The organism is Mycobacterium sp. 4858, from assembly GCF_900240975.1.
In the GTDB taxonomy this organism is placed as follows: Bacteria; Actinomycetota; Actinomycetes; order Mycobacteriales; family Mycobacteriaceae; genus Mycobacterium.
Map to the genome: position 1 here is coordinate 1 of NZ_LT968774.1, position 16,958 is coordinate 16,958.

A 16,958-nucleotide genomic window follows, 5' to 3' on the forward strand; every position below is an offset into this window, starting at 1 on the left:
TCCCGCCCGTCCCGTCGGCGTACTCGACGTAGATGCCCGCACCCGGCCCGACGGCGCTTGACGCGGGCAGATCGATCGGCGACAGGAGCGGCGGCGGGGAGGGCTGAGGGCTCGGCGCGATGGTCTTGGGCAGCCGGTCCACCACGGCGAGGAGGGCGGTCGCGCAACACAGCGACGCGATCACCAGCAACGCGGAATGCGTCCTCGAACGTTGCGGCAGCGGGTATGACACGTGGGTTCCGGCCAACAGCCCCCCTTTGAGCGCGCGATGCCGGTAGGTACCGCACGCCCCAGCTTGCCAGCTTCGGCCGGTCAAATGTGGCGATTAGTCAGATATTTCGCGCGGGCCGCTCAGCTGATGGTGGCCGGCTCGGGGGAGGGCTCGTCGCCGACGGAAGTGTGCGCTCGGTGATGGTGGCGGCGGTAGTGGCGGATCTCGATGATCAGGCCCGTCAAACCCAGCGTCGCCGTGCACACCGACACCAGGTACAGCAGCGAGCTGGGGTGGCCGGCGAGCGCGTCGCCGAGGATCACGACGGCGGCGGTGCCGGGCAACAGGCCGCCGAGGGTGGCCAGCGTGTACGGCAGCACCCGCACCGTCGAGGCGCCGGCGGCGTAGTTGATCGCCGAGAACGGCACGGCGGGAATCAGCCGCAGCGACAAGATGGCCAGCCAGCCCCGCTGCCGCAACCGCTCGTCCACCGTGTCGATCGACCGGTGACGCACCAGACGGTTCAGCCGCCACCCGGCGGCGCGGACCAGCAGCAGCGCGATCACCGCGCTCGCAGTGCTGGCGACCACCGCGATCGCCACACCCATCAGCGGGCCGAACAGCAGCCCGGCGGCCAGGGTGAACGCCGTGCGCGGGATCGGCACCACGGTCGCGACGACGTGCGCCGCCAGGAACGCCAACGGGAACCACGGCCCGACGGACTCCGCCCAGTCGCGCATCTGCACCGGCGTCGGCAGCGGCAGCCAGGACGCCGCCGCGATCAGGAGTGTGATACCGACCACTGTGGCGATCGCCCGGGGCCGCGACAGCAGACGCGCGGCGGCGCCCAGCGCGCCGGCGAGGTCGCGCAAGGTCCGGTTGATTCTGCAGGTGGCGGAAGCCGTCACGCCTCTAAAGGTTACGGGCCGCAGGTGAATAACTCGTATCCCGAGGCTGGCGTTTCATCGGCGGCCCACCCCGGTCGCCGGGCCGCGCGGTTTTTTGCCGACCGGCCTGATCAATTAGCCTCATTAGTAAGTCGCAGGCCCCATTTGCTGGCAAAAAGGGAGCAATCGGTGTCCATTGATGTACCCGAGCTCGCCGAACTAGAACTGGTTCGCGGGCGTTGGCGCAGTGCGGTCGCCGGAGTGCTGTCGAAGAGCACCCGGAAGGACCCCGAGGAACTCGGCGACCAGCCCGAGCGCCTGCTGGAAACCCCGACCTACGACGGCATCGCCGTCCGGGCGCTGTACACGGCGCTGGACGAACTGCCGGAACCGCCGTTGCCGGGCGAATGGCCCTATGTGCGAGGCGCCGATGCGTTGCGCGACGTCAAATCGGGTTGGCGCGTGGCCGAGGCGTTCCCGGCCGACCGCGTCGCCGGGGTCACGGCCAAGGACGTCAACTCCGCGGTGCTCGAGGCGCTCGGCAACGGGGCCGGCGCGCTGATGCTGCGCGTGGGGGAGTCCGGCGTGACCGTCGACCAGCTCGAGGACGCCCTCGAGGGCGTGCACCTGAGCATGGCGCCGGTGATCGTCGACGCGGGCGCCGACTACTCCGCTGCCGCCGACGTCATGCTGGCGATGGCCACCCGGGTGGAAGCCGACCAGCGCGAACTGCTTTCGATCGACCTGGGCGGCGACCCGCTCACGGCGGTGCTGAGCGACCGTCCCGCTCCGACGCTCGACGAGGTCGTCACGGTCGCGCAGCGGGCGGCCGGTGAGCGCGGCGTGCGTGCCGTCACCGTCGACGGGCCGGCCTTCCACAACCTCGGCGCCAACGCGACGTGGGAGCTGGCCGGCACGGTCGCCGCCGGGGTGGTCTATCTGCGACGGCTCACCGAGTCGGGCATGTCGGTCGGCGACGCGCTGCGGCAGATCAGTTTCCGGCTGGCCGCCGACGACGACCAGTTCGTGACGCTCGCCAAGATGCGGGCCGTGCGTCAGCTGTGGGCGCGGGTCGCCGAGGTCGTCGGCGACCCGGACGGCGGCGCCGTCACCGTGCACGCGGAGACGTCGCTGCCGATGATGACCCAGCGCGACCCCTGGGTGAACATGCTGCGCTGCACGCTGGCCGCCTTCGGCGCTGGCGTCGGCGGCGCCGACACCGTGCTGGTGCTGCCCTTCGACGTGGCGATCCCGGGCGGCTTCCCCGGCACGGCGAGAAGCTTCGCGCGGCGGATCGCCCGCAACACTCAGCTGCTGCTCCTGGAGGAGTCCCACGTCGGCCGGGTGCTGGATCCCGCCGGCGGCTCGTGGTACGTCGAGGACCTCACCGCGCGGCTCGCGGAGCAGGCCTGGACGCACTTCCAGGCCATCGAGGCGCGCGGCGGGTTCGTCGAGGCGCGCGACTACATCGCCGAGCAGATCGCCGAGGTCGCGCAGCGGCGCGCCGACGACATCGCGCACCGTCGCACGGCGATCACCGGCGTCAACGAATTCCCGAATCTCACCGAACCCGCTCTGCCGCAGGATGCTTCGTCGGGCACGCCCCTGGCCGCCGGCCACCTGCAGCGCTACGCCGCCGCATTCGAGGCGCTGCGCGATCGCTCCGATGCCTACCTGGCCCGCACCGGCGCACGCCCGCAGGCGCTGCTGCTTCCGCTGGGCCCGCTGGCCGAACACAACATCCGGGCCACCTTCGCCGCCAACCTGCTGGCGTCGGGCGGCATCGAGGCCGTCAACCCGGGAACGGTCGACGCCGCCACGGTCGCCAAGGCCGTCGCCGACGCCGGATCGCCGGGCGTCGCGGTGATCTGCGGTACCGACAAGCGCTACCAGGAGGAGGCCGCGGCGACCGTCGAGGCGGCCCGCGCCGCCGGCGTGTCGAGGGTCTACCTGGCTGGGCCGGAGAAGGCGGTGGGTGACGCCGAGCACCGGCCCGACGAATTCCTGACCGCGAAAATCGATGCGGTCGAAGCCCTTTCGAACCTGCTGACTCGACTGGGAGCGTAGCCACCATGACCACCACCGCACCTGTGATCGGTAACTTCGCCGAGGTCCCGCTCAACGCGGACCGTCCGCCGGCGCCGCCCACCGAAGCGGCCGTCGAAAAGCACGTCGCCGCAGCCGCGGCGGCGCACTGGTACACGCCCGATCAGCTCGACTGGCACACCCCGGAAGACATCACGGTCAAACCGGTGTACATCGGCGCCGACCGGGCCGCCGCGGTGGCCGACGGCTACCCGCTGAACACCTTCCCCGGCGAGCCGCCCTTCCTGCGCGGCCCGTACCCCACCATGTACGTCAACCAGCCGTGGACCATCCGCCAGTACGCGGGTTTCTCCACCGCGGCCGAATCCAACGCGTTCTACCGCCGCAACCTGGCGGCCGGCCAGAAGGGCCTGTCGGTGGCCTTCGACCTGGCCACCCACCGCGGATACGACTCCGACCATCCCCGCGTCCAGGGGGACGTCGGAATGGCCGGTGTGGCAATCGATTCCATTCTCGACATGCGGCAGCTGTTCGACGGCATCGACCTGTCGACGGTAAGCGTGTCGATGACCATGAACGGTGCCGTGCTGCCGATCCTGGCGCTGTATGTGGTGGCCGCCGAGGAGCAGGGCGTGCCGCCGGAGAAGCTCGCGGGCACCATCCAGAACGACATCCTCAAAGAGTTCATGGTGCGCAACACCTACATCTATCCGCCCAAGCCGTCGATGCGGATCATCTCCGACATCTTCGGCTACACCAGTGCGAAGATGCCGAAATTCAACTCCATTTCGATCTCCGGCTATCACATCCAAGAGGCCGGTGCCACAGCCGATTTGGAGCTGGCCTACACGCTGGCCGACGGCGTCGACTACATCAAGGCCGGCCTGGACGCCGACCTGGACATCGACAAGTTCGCGCCGCGGCTGTCGTTCTTCTGGGGCATCGGGATGAACTTCTTCATGGAGGTCGCCAAGCTGCGGGCCGGCCGTCTGCTGTGGAGCGAGCTCGTCGCCCAGTTCAACCCGAAGAACGCCAAATCGCTCTCGCTGCGCACACATTCGCAGACCTCGGGCTGGTCGCTGACCGCGCAGGATGCCTTCAACAACGTCGCGCGCACCTGCATCGAGGCGATGGCCGCGACCCAGGGGCACACCCAGTCGCTGCACACCAACGCCCTCGATGAGGCGCTGGCGCTGCCCACCGACTTCTCCGCGCGGATCGCGCGTAACACCCAGCTGCTGCTGCAGCAGGAGTCGGGCACCACGCGGCCCATCGATCCGTGGGGCGGCTCGTATTACGTGGAGTGGCTGACCCATCGGCTCGCGCAGCGGGCCCGGGCCCACATCGCCGAGGTCGCCGAGCACGGCGGCATGGCCCAGGCCATCAGCGAGGGCATCCCCAAGCTGCGCATCGAGGAGGCGGCCGCGCGCACCCAGGCCCGCATCGACTCGGGCATCCAGCCGGTGATCGGCGTCAACAAGTACCAGGTCGAAGAGGACCAAGAGGTCGAGGTGCTCAAGGTCGAGAACAGCCGGGTGCGCGCCGAACAGCTGGCCAAGCTCGAGGAGCTGCGGGCCGGCCGCGACCAGTCCGCGGTCGAGGCCGCGCTAGCCGAGCTGTCCCGGGCGGCCGCGGCGCACGGGCGCGTCGGGGCGGACGGGCTGGGTAATAATCTGCTGGCGCTGGCGATCAACGCCGCCCGGGCCAAGGCGACGGTCGGGGAGATCTCCGACGCGCTGGAAAAGGTATACGGGCGGCACCAGGCGGAGATCCGCACCATCGCCGGCGTGTACCGCGACGAAGCCGGAAAGGCCACCAACATCGCCACCGCCACCGAACTGGTCGAGAAGTTCGCCGAGGCCGACGGCCGCCGGCCCAGAATTCTGGTGGCGAAGATGGGCCAGGACGGTCACGACCGCGGCCAGAAGGTGATCGCGACGGCCTTCGCCGACCTCGGGTTCGACGTCGACGTCGGCTCGCTGTTCTCCACGCCGGAGGAGGTGGCCCGGCAGGCCGCCGACAACGACGTGCACGTCGTGGGGGTCTCGTCGCTGGCCGCCGGCCACCTGACGCTGGTGCCCGCGCTGCGCGAGGCGCTCGCCGAGGTGGGACGGCCCGACATCATGATCGTGGTCGGCGGGGTGATCCCGCCCGGCGACTTCGACGAGCTGTATGCGGCCGGGGCCGCCGCCATCTTCCCGCCCGGGACCGTGATCGCCGACGCCGCGATCGGACTGCTGCACAAGCTGGCCGATCGGCTGGGTTACACGCTCGACTAGATGGCGTCCCGCAAGAGCGACACCGTCGACGAGCTCGCCAAGGCCGTTCGCGGTGGCGACCGCGCGGCGCTGCCGCGGGCCATCACGCTGCTGGAATCCACCCGCGCCGACCACCACGAGAAAGCCCAGCGGCTGCTGCTCGAGCTGACGCCGGACTCGGGCAACGCCCACCGCGTCGGCATCACCGGGACACCCGGGGTGGGGAAGTCCACCACCATCGAGGCGCTCGGCATGCACCTGATCGAGCGGGGCCATCGGGTCGCGGTGCTGGCCGTCGACCCGTCGTCGACGCGCACCGGTGGGTCGATCCTGGGCGACAAGACCCGGATGGCGCGCCTGGCGGTGCACCCGGACGCGTACATCCGGCCGTCGCCGACGTCGGGCACCCTGGGCGGCGTGGCAAAGGCCACACGCGAGACGGTGGTGCTGTTGGAGGCCGCCGGTTTCGACGTGATCATCATCGAGACCGTCGGCGTCGGCCAGTCGGAGGTGACGGTGGCCAACATGGTCGACACCTTCGTCCTGCTGACCCTGGCGCGCGGCGGCGATCAGCTGCAGGGCATCAAGAAGGGTGTGCTGGAGCTGGCCGACATCGTGGTGGTGAACAAGGCCGACGGGGAGCACCTCGCGGAGGCCCGGGTGGCGGCGCGCGAGCTGTCCTCGGCGATCAGATTGATACACCCGCGCGAAACGCTCTGGCGGCCACCGGTTCTCACGATGAGCGCGATGGAGGGGACCGGCCTGGAGGAATTGTGGGACACCATCGAACGTCATCGTCAGGTGCTCACCGAGGCCGGTGAGTTCGAGGCGCGCCGGCGCGCCCAGCTCGTCGACTGGACGTGGCAGATGGTGCGGGACACCGTCTTGGACCGGGTGCTGTCCAACCCGAAGGTGCGCACGATGCGCGCCGACGTCGAACGCCGGGTCAAGGCCGGGGAGCTGACCCCGGCGCTGGCCGCCGAGCAAATATTGACGGCCGCGTCAGACTAACGGATAGGTAAACAATGTAGATTTCGCTCCGGCGGGGTGTGAAATCGAAGTAAATTCGAAAGCGTGACGGTGGAAACCCGAGTCGATCGCCGCGCGGTCCCTGTCCGCGATGACCATGACGCAGGTCATCGTGTGTCCGGCGCGGCGGACTCACACTTTGGATGCGTCGTTCGCAGCTTTTCGACCATGTTCCCGGCCCGCCGGTTCGGCGGCGGCGCCCTGGCGGTGTATCTCGACGGCCAACCCGTCGTCGACGTCTGGACCGGGTGGTCCGACCGGGGCGGCCACCGGCCGTGGTCGGCCGACAGCGCGCCGATGGTGTTCTCGGCCACGAAGGGAATGGCCGCCACCGTGATTCATCGGCTCGCCGACCGCGGGCTGATCGATTACGAGGCGCCCGTCGCGGAGTACTGGCCGGAGTTCGGCGCCAACGGCAAGGCGAAGCTCACCGTGCGCGACGTGATGAGGCACGCCGCCGGCCTGTCGGGCCTGCGCGGCGCGCGCAGCGAAGACCTGCTGGATCACGTCCTGATGGAAGAGCGGCTGGCCGCGGCGGCGCCCGGGCGGCTGCTGGGCAAGTCGGCCTACCACGCGCTGACCTTCGGCTGGCTGATGTCCGGCCTCGCCCGGGGCGTGACCGGCAAGGGCATGCGCGTACTGATCCGCGAGGAGCTCGCCGAGCCGCTGGGCACCGACGGGCTGTACCTGGGGCGCCCGCCGGCCGGCGCGCCGACGCGGGTCGCCGAGATCGTCGCGCCGCAGAACCTCGTGCGGAACCCGCTGCTGAGCTGCGTGACCCGCAAGGTGGCCAACGAGCTGTCCGGGGGATTCCGGTCCATCTACTTCCCGGGCATGGTCGCCGCCGTGCAGGGCAACACGCCCCTGCTGGACGCCGAGATCCCGGCGGCCAACGGGGTGGCGACGGCCCGCGGACTGGCGCGGATGTACGGGGCGATCGCCAACGGCGGCGAGGTCGACGGCATCCGGTTCCTGTCCAGGGAGATGGTCGCCGGCCTGACCGGTCGGCGCAGCCTGCGCCCGGACCGAAACCTCTTCATGCCGTTGGCTTTCCACCTCGGCTACCACAGCCTGCCCATCGGCAACGTGATGCCTGGCTTCGGCCATGTCGGGCTCGGCGGGGCGCTCGGCTGGACCGACCCGGCGAGCGGGCTGGCGGTCTCGCTGGTGCACAACCGGCTGCTGACGCCGTTCGTGATGACCGACCACGCGGCGTTCGTCGCCCTCTACGCGCTGATCCGCAACGCCGCCGAGAAGGCGCGCAAACGCGGCTTCGAACCGGTGACGGAATTCGGGGCGCCGTACTTCGAGCCGGGGGCCGTCGCGGGCTGACTCGGCAAACATCCGCGCGTGGTTGCGCGGACCGCGCTCAAGCACGGCATCGCGGTGGCAGACGCTGGAAAAGCCCAGATCAGCGAGGTTCTAAGCGGTCCGGTTAATGCCCGGTCAACACGATTTTTACGTAGTTGACATGTGTTTCATCGAACGGGCCCGCAAAGTCAAACAATCGGTAATAATTCCGCGATACACCTGCACCGATGACGCGCACGACTTGGAAGGCTGAAGCTGGATGAAAAGGGCCCGCACCACTAGACCCTCGGAAAGCCATGCCCCCGGTACCCTCCTCGAGCGGTCAACCGCCACGCGTCCACTCGCCTTGTTCGTCCTGGGCATGGGGCGCTCGGGCACGTCGGCACTGACCCGGGTCCTGTCGTTGTGCGGCGCCACGCTCCCGGCCGGGATGATGGGGGCCGACGAGATCAACCAGCGCGGCTACTGGGAGCCGCGCGCATCCCTCCTGCTCAACAGGTCGATCCTGGAGCGCCGCGGCAGCGCCTGGTGGGACCCGTCACTGCGCGTCCTGGAGGAAGGCGCCTTCACCGCGGCGGAGCGTGCGGCGTGCACCGCCGACATCGCCGCTTATCTCGAGTCGCTGCCGGACGCACCACTGCTGGTCATCAAGGACCTGCAAATCGTGGTGCTCTGGGAGATGTGGTTCGAGGCGGCACGCGCGGCGGGTCTCGACGTCGCCGTCGTGATCGCGGTGCGCCACCCGCAGGAGGTGATCGCGTCGCTCGGGAAGGCCACCGGGGCGTCACCGCAACTCGCGAGCGCCCTGTGGTTGAAGGGAAACCTGCTGGCCGAGCGCCACTCGCGCGGGGTGCCCCGGGTGTTCGTCGAGTACACCCAGCTTCTCGAGAACTGGCGCCGCGAGGTGAAGCGGATTTCGGCCGCGCTGGACATCGACCTCCGCGCCGAGGACGAAAGCGCTGTCGACGAGTTCCTCACCCCCGACCTGCGGCGCAACCGGAACAGTGGCCCCGTGATCAATCGTTTCGGCGCCGACTGGATGTCCGCTGTCTACGAGGCGATGCGCACGGCGGCGCTGGACGGGCCCCCGGACGTGGCGACGCTGGATCGTGTGTTCGAGGCCTATCGGGCCAGCGAGCATGATTTCCGAATCGCGCTGGAAGACGCCCGCAGCCATTCCAACAGCTTCACCGCCAGGCTGCTCCGGCCGTCCATCATGAAGCCAGTCCTCGAGGTCGTCGCGATGGCGCACCGCCGCAAGGGAACCTGGGCCTAAACCCCGCCGGTTCACCCGTCGCTCGGCGGCCCACCGCGCCCGAGTCGCCCAAATGTTAAGTAAGCAAAACAAATTTGCGAAATTGACGCCCGAGTCACGCGGACGCGCTAGAGTTTTTAACGCACCATGATCCGATCATTCGCTCGTCAGGGGAGAGCCTGATCCCGCAGGAGGTGCAGGGGGCCAGAGTCGTCTTTGTGTCAAAGACGTTGAGATAGGTCGAGTTTCATCTCGACGTCGAAGTGCACACCGGGCAAAGACGGCTTCGACGGTGGCGGTGTTGCTGTCCGCCGAAGTCGAGACGGGCGCGCAATCGGAAATCCATGGACAACAACCGAATCCGAATGTAGCCAGGTGCATCGAAAGGTTTGCGTTTGTGATGAGATCTGCCCGGATCAGATCCGCTGGAACTACTCACCCCGGCCATCGCCCGGTGATCGTCTTCGTGTTGGGCCCGCAACGGTCGGGGACGTCGGCGATCACGCGGGTTCTCTCGCTGTGCGGCGCCACACTCCCGGCCGGGATGTTGGGCGCCGACGCCAACAACCCGCTGGGCTATTGGGAACCGCGGGCCGCCATCACGCTCAACGAGTCGATCCTGCGTCGCCACGGCAGCAACTGGTACGACCCGTCGCTGCGTTTGCTGGACGACGCCACGTTCGGCTCCCGAGAGAGGGCCGCCCACATCGCCAAGATCGCGGACTACCTCTCCACGCTGCCGGCGGCCCCGCTGGTGGTGATCAAGGAGCCCCGGATAACCACCCTGTCCGACTTGTGGTTCGAGGCGGCAAACACGGCGGGATTCGATGTCGCGGCCGTCATCGCGGTGCGGCAGCCACAGGAGGTCATCAAGTCGATCGCGGCGTCCTGGCGCGTCTCTCCGGCGCTCGCCAGCGCGATCTGGGTGAAATACAACCTGCTGGCCGAGCGCCAGACGCGCGGCGTGACGCGGGTGTTCGTCGAGTACGCCAATCTCCTCGACGACTGGCGCCGGGAGGTGAAGCGCATCTCGGTTGCGCTCCCCAATGAACTGAGCGCGGACGAAGAACAGCCGGTCGAGGACTTCCTGCGGCCCGACCTGCGGCGCCAACGACACAGCGGTCCGGTGGCCGATCTCTTTGGCACCGATTGGATTTCCGCTGTCTACGAAGCGCTGTGCGCGGCGGCGCTGGACGAGCACGTGGACAGGCCCACTCTGGATCGGGTCTTCGAGTCCTATCGGGCGTGCGAACGCGATTTCCGCCAGGCCTTCCAGGATTTTCACGGATTGTCCAACAGCATGCTGTTCCGCGTCTTCCCGCCGGTGATCGCGGGCCCGGTGATGGAGGTCCTCGCGATGGCCCACCGGCGCAGGGGCACCTGGGCCTAGGCGTTCGCGGCCGGGACCGGCAATCCCGGTGGCCCCGCGAGGGTGACCGATATGATCGACCGGACCGTGCTGCCCGTAACGTGCGCACGTCCTACCTGCAGACCAATGGGAGGTCCCGGCTCTTGTCAGCGTCCGTGCTCATCACCGGAGGGGCGGGGTTCATCGGGTCGGCACTGTCGCACCGTCTCGTCGAGGGCGGTTACGACGTCGCGGTGATGGACGTCTTGCACCCGCAGGTGCACGGGGGAGACCAGCCGATCGACCTGCCGTCGTCGGTGCGGTTGTTCACCGGCGACGTCACCCACGCCCCCGATTGGGACGCGGTGCTGCGGCTGTGTCGTCCCTCGCAGGTCGTCCACCTGGCGGCCGAGACCGGAACGGCGCAGTCCCTGTCGGAAGCCACCCGCCACGGTTCGGTGAACGTGGTGGGCACCACCCAGCTCCTCGACGCCTTGAGCCGCTCGGGAATCGTTCCCGACCAGCTGGTCGTGGCGTCGTCGCGGGCCGTCTACGGCGAAGGCGCCTGGCAAGCCGGCGCCGACGTGTTCTATCCGCCGCCGCGCAGCCACGCGCAGCTCGTCGCCGGCCAGTGGGATCCCCTGGGTCCCGACGGTGCGCCTGCGGTGCCGCTGCCGAGCCGCGCGAGCGGGACGGAACCCCGGCCGACCAACGTCTACGCCGCGACCAAGCTCGCCCAGGAGCACCTGCTGGCGGCCTGGACGGCCGCGCACGACACCAACGTCAGCGTGCTCCGGCTCCAGAATGTCTACGGTCCGGGCCAGTCACTGACGAATTCGTACACAGGAATCGTCGCGCTGTTCGCGCGATTGGCGCGGGAGGGTCAATCGCTGGAGGTCTACGAAGACGGCCGGATCGTGCGCGATTTCGTCTACATCGATGACGTCGTCGACGCCCTGTACTCGGCCCTGCAGCGGCCCGCGACCGGATCGCGGCGCCTCGACATCGGGTCGGGCAACGGGACCACCATCCACGAGCTGGCCGACAAAGTGGCCGCCATGTGCGACGCGCCTGCTCCGACCGTTGTCGCGAAATTTCGTGACGGTGACGTGCGCGCCGCCAGCTGCGACATCGGACAAGCCGAGGCCGAGCTGGACTGGCGCCCGAAGTGGATGCTCGACGACGGCCTGCCAGCATTGCTCGAATGGATCGGCAAGCAGTCCGAATCCTCCGGCTGACCGAACCGACGAGCCGCCTTCGCCGTGTCAAGAACCATCACTTGGCCGACCGGGTCGGCCGCGCATCCAGCAAACGGCGCGGCTTTCGATGCGGGGTGGCGGCCGTCGGAAGCATATGATGGTCCGCAGGGGGCTGACCGGTGGTCAGGCGACAAGTCACTCGTTGGCTACGCGGTACAGGTTAGGGGGGTCAAAGGTTGGCGAGCATGATGGAAAGATGCGAAACGCGTTGGCGGCCAAGGCGAACGTCTAGGCTGATCAACGGGAGGAAGTTCGTGCGAACCGGGGGGCAATCTTGACCGTTGCCGATCGCGGCATGCGATCTTCATTCGTGGACACGCGATCGGCGTACCTCGACTTGCTCCGGCGCAACCTCACCCGGTACGGCAGCGACGAGTTGGTGCCCGTCGGTTGGTACTACTTCGGACGGCCGATGCTGAGCACCCGCAAATTCATGATGGTGCGCAAGCGCCCGTTCAATCCGCACGCGCGAGGCCTGGGGCTCGATTGGCCCGCGGATGCCTTGACGATGATCGGCATGCAGCGGCTGACCAGTTTGCAGCAGTGCGTCGAGACCGTGCTGAACGAGGACATCCCCGGCGACTTGGTCGAATGCGGGGTCTGGCGCGGCGGGGCGTCGATCCTGATGCGCGCCGTGCTGTCCGCCTACGGCGACAAGAAGCGACGTGTGTGGCTGGCCGATTCGTTCGAGGGGGTTCCGCCCCCGGACACCGCTCATTACGAGGCGGACAGGGGAATCCGGCTGCACCGCGCCGCCGGCGTGCTCGCCGTGCCGGAAGAGCAGGTCAGGGCGAATTTCGAGCGCTACGGGTTGCTGGACGACCAGGTTTGTTTTCTGCCGGGCTGGTTCAAGGACACGCTGCAGGATGCGCCGATCGATCGCATCTCCGTGCTACGGCTGGACGGCGACCTGTACGAGTCGACGATCCAGGCGCTCGATGCGCTTTATCCGCGGCTGTCGCCGGGCGGTTTCTGCATCGTCGACGACTACCACGCGATCGACGCGTGCCGGCAAGCCGTCACGGACTACCGGACGAAGCACGGCGTGACCGCGGAGATCGTGGACATCGACGGCACCGGGGTGCTGTGGCGTAAGGAATGACAGGCCACTGCGCCGTCGCTGACCAGCCCGCGCCGACGCCGGCATTCGCCGGTATTTAAGGTGATGTCGGTGCATCATTGCCGCCGATGGCACAACTGAAGGGCTTGCATTCGCGATGAAAATGGTGCTGGCGAGCTATGGCACTCGCGGCGACATCGAGCCTTCCGTGGTGGTCGCTAAGGAATTGGTCCGCAGGGGCCACGACGTGCGCATGGCGGTCCCGCCGGACTCGATCGCCTTCACCGAGTCGGCCGGGCTGGCGGCCGTCCCGTACGGGCTGGAATCGCAGGCGTGGCTGGACCTGTACCGCAACTTCTGGACGTCGTTCTTCGGCGCCTTCTGGCGGGTCCGGGAGATGAGGTCGATGTGGCGCGAGATGTGGGATCTCAGCGACCGGTGCTGGGCGCAGATGAACACCACCCTGGTGTCGCTTGCCGAGGGCGCTGACCTGCTGTTGGCCGGGCAAAGCTATCAGGAGCCCGCCGCCAACGTCGCGGAGTACTACGACATCCCGTTGGCCACGCTGCATCACGTCCCCATGCGGCCGAACGGCCAGACCGTTTCGATGCTGCCGGCCCCGTTGGGGCGCTCGGCGATGACGGCGTTCGACTGGTTCAGTTGGCGCCTCAACAAGAAGGTCGAGGATGCGCAGCGCCGCGAACTCGGCCTGCCCCGGGCGACGGGTCCCTCGCCGCGACGGATTGCCCAGCGCGGAGCGCTGGAAATCCAGGCTTATGACGAGGTTTGCTTTCCCGGCCTGGCGGCCGAATGGGCGAAATGGGATGGCCTCCGGCCATTTGTCGGCCCCCTGACGATGGAATTGACCACCAGCGCCGACGACGACGTGGCGTCGTGGATAGCCGCGGGAACGCCGCCGATTTGCTTTGGATTCGGCAGCATGCCGGTGGAATCCCCGATCGACACGGTCGAAATGATCGGTGCGGCCTGCGCGGAATTGGGCGAACGCGCGCTGATTTGCGCCGGTTGGAGCGATTTCAGCGACGTGCCACTTCCCGAGCACGTCAAGGTGGTGGGCGCGGTGAATTATGCGGCCGTCTTTCCCGCCTGCCGCGCGGTCGTACACCACGGCGGCTCGGGCACCACGGCGGCGAGCCTGCGGGCGGGGGTCCCGACGCTGGTCTTGTCGATGGATGTCAATCAAACCGTCTGGGGAGCCCAGCTCAAACGGCTGAAAGTTGGTGCCACGCGGCGGTTTTCGGCCACCACCCGGGAGTCGTTGTTGGCGGATCTACGCCGGATACTCGATCCGGATTACGGCGTGCGTGCGCGAGAGATCGCCCGGCACATGACCAAACCCGCTGAAAGCGTTGTCAAGGCCGCTGACGTGGTGGAGAAGTTTGCCGGCTCGCGGAGTCGCGCCTGATCGGCAAAGCAGACAGCGCGGATGTGTGCCGCACTGTCAGCGTCCTGACTCCGGCGCCGGCGCCGAACTAGTTGCCGCTTCTGGAGACACGGGACCACACTTTCTGGCACACTAGATATCTGATCAGCCGACGATGCCTGGGGGTCGCGTCAAACCGTCAAAGGTCGTCACAGTCCAATGGTCGGGGGGATAGGGCCGATGATATTGGCTTCGTCACACCCGACGGCGCCCGGTGGGAATTGCCGGTTCGCCCGCTCGCGGAAACTCATTCCCCATGCCATGCAACGAAAACAGTCAATCCCAATAGGGAAGGGAGAGACTGAAATTAGGGCCGAAAGACCCTACTCCGAAGTGTTGCCGGGGCAAGGGAAAAGTGATTAAGGTTACAACGCGATGAAATTTGCTGTGGCAAGCTACGGGACGCGCGGTGACATAGAGCCGTGCCTCGCTATCGGGCGGGAACTGACGCGCAGAGGGCACGAAGTCCGGATGGCCGTCCCGCCCAATCTTGTTGAGCTCGCGCAGGAAGCGGGCCTGGCGGCCATCGGCTACGGACCCGATATGCACGACTTCTGGAGCGACGAGTTCATCCGCGACTTCTGGAAGAATTTCGTGCGCGGGCCCATCAAGTTGATGCGCGACGCATGGGAGCCGGTGCTGCGAAACTGGCAGCTGATGAGCTCGTCACTGATGTCGGTCGGTGCCGGCGCCGATTTGATCTTCACCGGACAGCTCTACCAGGACCTGGCGATCAACGTCGCCGACTACTACCGCATTCCGATGGCCACGCTGCACTACATCCCGATGCGGCCCAATGGCGAGCTGATTCCGGCACTGCCGGGGCCGATGGTCCGTACCGGGATGGCGGTGTACGACTGGATGTGCTGGCGGATGAACAAGAAGGCCGAGGACAGGCAGCGCCGTGAACTCGGGCTGCCCACCGCCTCGGTCGCCTCACCGCGGCGGATCGCCGAACGCGGGTCACTGGAAATCCAGGCCTATGACGAGGTGTGTTTCCCCGGCCTGGCCGCCGAGTGGGCGAAATGGGGCGGCCAACGGCCGTTCGTGGGGTCGCTGACGATGGAGTTGACCACCGACGCCGACGACGAGGTGTTGTCGTGGATCGCCAAGGGCACGCCGCCGATCTGCTTCGGATTCGGCAGCATGCCGGTCGCCGAGTCTCCCGCGGATACGGTCGCCCTGATCAGCGCGGCGTGCGAGGAGCTGGGGGAGCGTGCGCTGGTGTGCTCCGGCTGGAGTGACTTCAGTGGGGTGCCGCAGCCCGACCACGTCAAGGTGGTGGGCGTCGTGAATTACACGAAGATCTTCCCCGCCTGCCGGGCGGTGGTTCACCACGGCGGCTCGGGCACCACGGCCGCGGGTCTGCGCGCCGGAATACCGACGTTGATCCTGTGGACCGCGGGCGACCAGCCGTTCTGGGGATCACACATCAAACAATTGAAGGTCGGCACTTCGCGGCGGTTTTCGGCAAGCACCCGCGAAACGCTGGTCAAGGACCTGCGCAAGATCCTGACCCCCGAGTGCACCGCTCGCGCGCGAGAGATCTCCAGCCGGATGAGCAAACCCTCCGAGAGCGTCGGACGCGCCGTCGACCTGCTGGAGACGTTCGCGCGCTCGGGACATTGCGATCGCCCCGCCGCAGCGGAGCCGCGTCGCTGAGCTGTCCCGGTGACTCGGCGTCCAAGTTTGGCGATGCGGGCCAAGTTGATGGATAGACTGCGAAACGCATTGAGCGCCTCGACTGGACGTCTAGGCTCATGACCGGGACTATCGACTTGCGGATTAAGGGGCAACTTTGGCCGTGACTGATCACGACACGCGGTTTGCATACCTCGACTTGCTCCGGCGCGACCTGACCAGGTACGGCAACGACGAGCTGGTGCCGGTGGGCTGGTACCGCCTGGGACGCCCCCTGTTCAGCACCCGCAATTTCATGCTGGTGCGCAAGCGCCCGTTCAACAAGCACGCACGCGACCTGGGCCTCGACTGGCCGGCGGACGCCCTGACGATGATCGGGATGCAGCGGCTGACCAGCCTGCAGCATTGTGTGGAGACGGTGCTGGAGGAAGACGTCCCCGGCGACCTGGTCGAGTGTGGCGTGTGGCGCGGCGGGGCGTCGATCTTGATGCGCGCGGTGCTGGCCGCCTACGGCGACGAGAAGCGTTGCGTGTGGCTGTGCGACTCGTTCGCCGGCGTACCGCCCCCGGACGTCGCAAACTACAAGCAGGACAAAGGGATCACGCTGCACCGGCACGCGCGGATCCTGGGGGTGCCCGAAGTCGAAGTACGGGCCAATTTCGAGCGTTACGGGTTGCTGGATGACCAGGTTCGGTTCGTCCCCGGCTGGTTCAAGGACACGCTGCAGGATGCACCGATCGATCGCATCTCTGTGCTGCGGCTCGACGGCGACCTGTACGAGTCAACCATCCAGGCGCTCGATGCGCTCTATCCGCGGCTGTCACCCGGCGGTTTCTGCATCGTCGACGACTACCACGCGATCAAGGCGTGCGAGCAAGCGGTGACGGACTATCGGACGAAGCACGGCGTGACCGCGGAGATCGTCGAGATCGACGGCACCGGCGTGCTGTGGCGCAAGTAGATCGCGGTCGAGTGTCCGGTTTGAAAGTTCGCGGCTACCAAAAGCTTTGCCCCTAGGGCGGACGAGCCGGTGAACCCGTCGAATTCGTCGCGGATGAGGTGTCCGCGAGTGTTATGGTTGCCGCCGTGGCATCAGGGCTGACAACTGGAACCCGCCTGCGGATGTGGTGGGTACGCACCGAGTACTGGCTCGCGCGGACCATCCTTCCCGACGTCTACGCCAACGACGCGCTGGTCACGTTCAACAAC

Annotated in this window: 11 protein-coding genes and 3 pseudogenes; 12 read left to right on the forward strand and 2 right to left on the reverse strand. The window is 67.7% G+C overall.

The features are described from left to right. Both C1737_RS00065 and C1737_RS00070 read right to left on the reverse strand, forming a co-directional pair. Window positions 1-247 (reverse strand): annotated as a pseudogene (locus tag C1737_RS00065) (endopeptidase); the annotation flags it as partial. A 104-nt stretch (window positions 248-351) separates the two neighbouring features. Then, window positions 352-1,119, reverse strand: coding sequence for a TVP38/TMEM64 family protein (locus C1737_RS00070; RefSeq protein WP_067925663.1), 768 nt, complete (start codon window positions 1,117-1,119; stop codon window positions 352-354). Between the two features lie 168 nt (window positions 1,120-1,287). Here C1737_RS00070 and mutA point away from each other — a divergent pair, with 168 nt between their 5' ends. The 12 genes and pseudogenes from mutA to C1737_RS00130 all read left to right on the forward strand — a co-directional run. Then, window positions 1,288-3,165: a methylmalonyl-CoA mutase small subunit gene (gene mutA / locus C1737_RS00075; protein WP_102416889.1), complete on the forward strand. Its 1,878-nt coding sequence runs from the start codon at window positions 1,288-1,290 to the stop codon at window positions 3,163-3,165. Window positions 3,166-3,170: 5 nt separating this feature from the next. Continuing rightward, window positions 3,171-5,423: a methylmalonyl-CoA mutase gene (scpA, locus tag C1737_RS00080; protein WP_102416890.1), complete on the forward strand. Its 2,253-nt coding sequence runs from the start codon at window positions 3,171-3,173 to the stop codon at window positions 5,421-5,423. Then, window positions 5,424-6,424: pseudogene (gene meaB, locus C1737_RS00085) on the forward strand (methylmalonyl Co-A mutase-associated GTPase MeaB). 52 nt (window positions 6,425-6,476) lie between these two features. Continuing rightward, window positions 6,477-7,763, forward strand: a complete 1,287-nt coding sequence (locus tag C1737_RS00090; protein WP_102416891.1) for a serine hydrolase domain-containing protein — start codon at window positions 6,477-6,479, stop codon at window positions 7,761-7,763. A 340-nt stretch (window positions 7,764-8,103) separates the two neighbouring features. Next, entirely contained in the window at window positions 8,104-9,018 is a 915-nt protein-coding gene (locus C1737_RS00095) for a sulfotransferase family protein (protein ID WP_102416892.1), read from the forward strand. A gap of 379 nt (window positions 9,019-9,397) precedes the next feature. Next, on the forward strand, window positions 9,398-10,387 hold the full coding sequence (locus C1737_RS00100) for a sulfotransferase family protein (RefSeq protein ID WP_102416893.1): 990 nt from the start codon (window positions 9,398-9,400) through the stop codon (window positions 10,385-10,387). A gap of 134 nt (window positions 10,388-10,521) precedes the next feature. Beyond that, window positions 10,522-11,583: an NAD(P)-dependent oxidoreductase gene (locus C1737_RS00105; protein ID WP_102416897.1), complete on the forward strand. Its 1,062-nt coding sequence runs from the start codon at window positions 10,522-10,524 to the stop codon at window positions 11,581-11,583. Window positions 11,584-11,899: 316 nt separating this feature from the next. Beyond that, complete coding sequence (locus C1737_RS00110) at window positions 11,900-12,706, forward strand: TylF/MycF/NovP-related O-methyltransferase (protein ID WP_102416898.1); 807 nt, start codon at window positions 11,900-11,902, stop codon at window positions 12,704-12,706. A 115-nt stretch (window positions 12,707-12,821) separates the two neighbouring features. Continuing rightward, window positions 12,822-14,090 carry a glycosyltransferase gene (locus C1737_RS00115; protein ID WP_102416894.1) on the forward strand — a complete coding sequence of 423 codons (1,269 nt, stop codon included), beginning with the start codon at window positions 12,822-12,824 and terminating at the stop codon, window positions 14,088-14,090. Window positions 14,091-14,483: 393 nt separating this feature from the next. Next, the gene (locus tag C1737_RS00120) at window positions 14,484-15,770 is read left to right on the forward strand and encodes a glycosyltransferase (RefSeq protein WP_102416895.1); all 1,287 of its coding nucleotides are present in this window, start codon (window positions 14,484-14,486) and stop codon (window positions 15,768-15,770) included. A 136-nt stretch (window positions 15,771-15,906) separates the two neighbouring features. Further along, a complete protein-coding gene (locus C1737_RS00125) occupies window positions 15,907-16,710 on the forward strand; it encodes a TylF/MycF/NovP-related O-methyltransferase (RefSeq protein ID WP_102416896.1) in 804 nt (267 codons plus the stop codon). Window positions 16,711-16,823: 113 nt separating this feature from the next. Continuing rightward, a pseudogene (locus tag C1737_RS00130) lies at window positions 16,824-16,958 on the forward strand (class I SAM-dependent methyltransferase); the annotation flags it as partial.

What these genes read in the sequence shown, in the direction of transcription:
- C1737_RS00100 (WP_102416893.1), top strand. Translation starts at nt 9,398, where the DNA reads ATGAGATCTGCCCGGATCAGATCCGCTGGAACTACTCACCCCGGCCAT.
- scpA (WP_102416890.1), top strand. Translation starts at nt 3,171, where the DNA reads ATGACCACCACCGCACCTGTGATCGGTAACTTCGCCGAGGTCCCGCTC.
- C1737_RS00115 (WP_102416894.1), top strand. Translation starts at nt 12,822, where the DNA reads ATGAAAATGGTGCTGGCGAGCTATGGCACTCGCGGCGACATCGAGCCT.
- C1737_RS00110 (WP_102416898.1), top strand. Translation starts at nt 11,900, where the DNA reads ATGCGATCTTCATTCGTGGACACGCGATCGGCGTACCTCGACTTGCTC.
- C1737_RS00120 (WP_102416895.1), top strand. Translation starts at nt 14,484, where the DNA reads ATGAAATTTGCTGTGGCAAGCTACGGGACGCGCGGTGACATAGAGCCG.
- C1737_RS00095 (WP_102416892.1), top strand. Translation starts at nt 8,104, where the DNA reads ATGGGGCGCTCGGGCACGTCGGCACTGACCCGGGTCCTGTCGTTGTGC.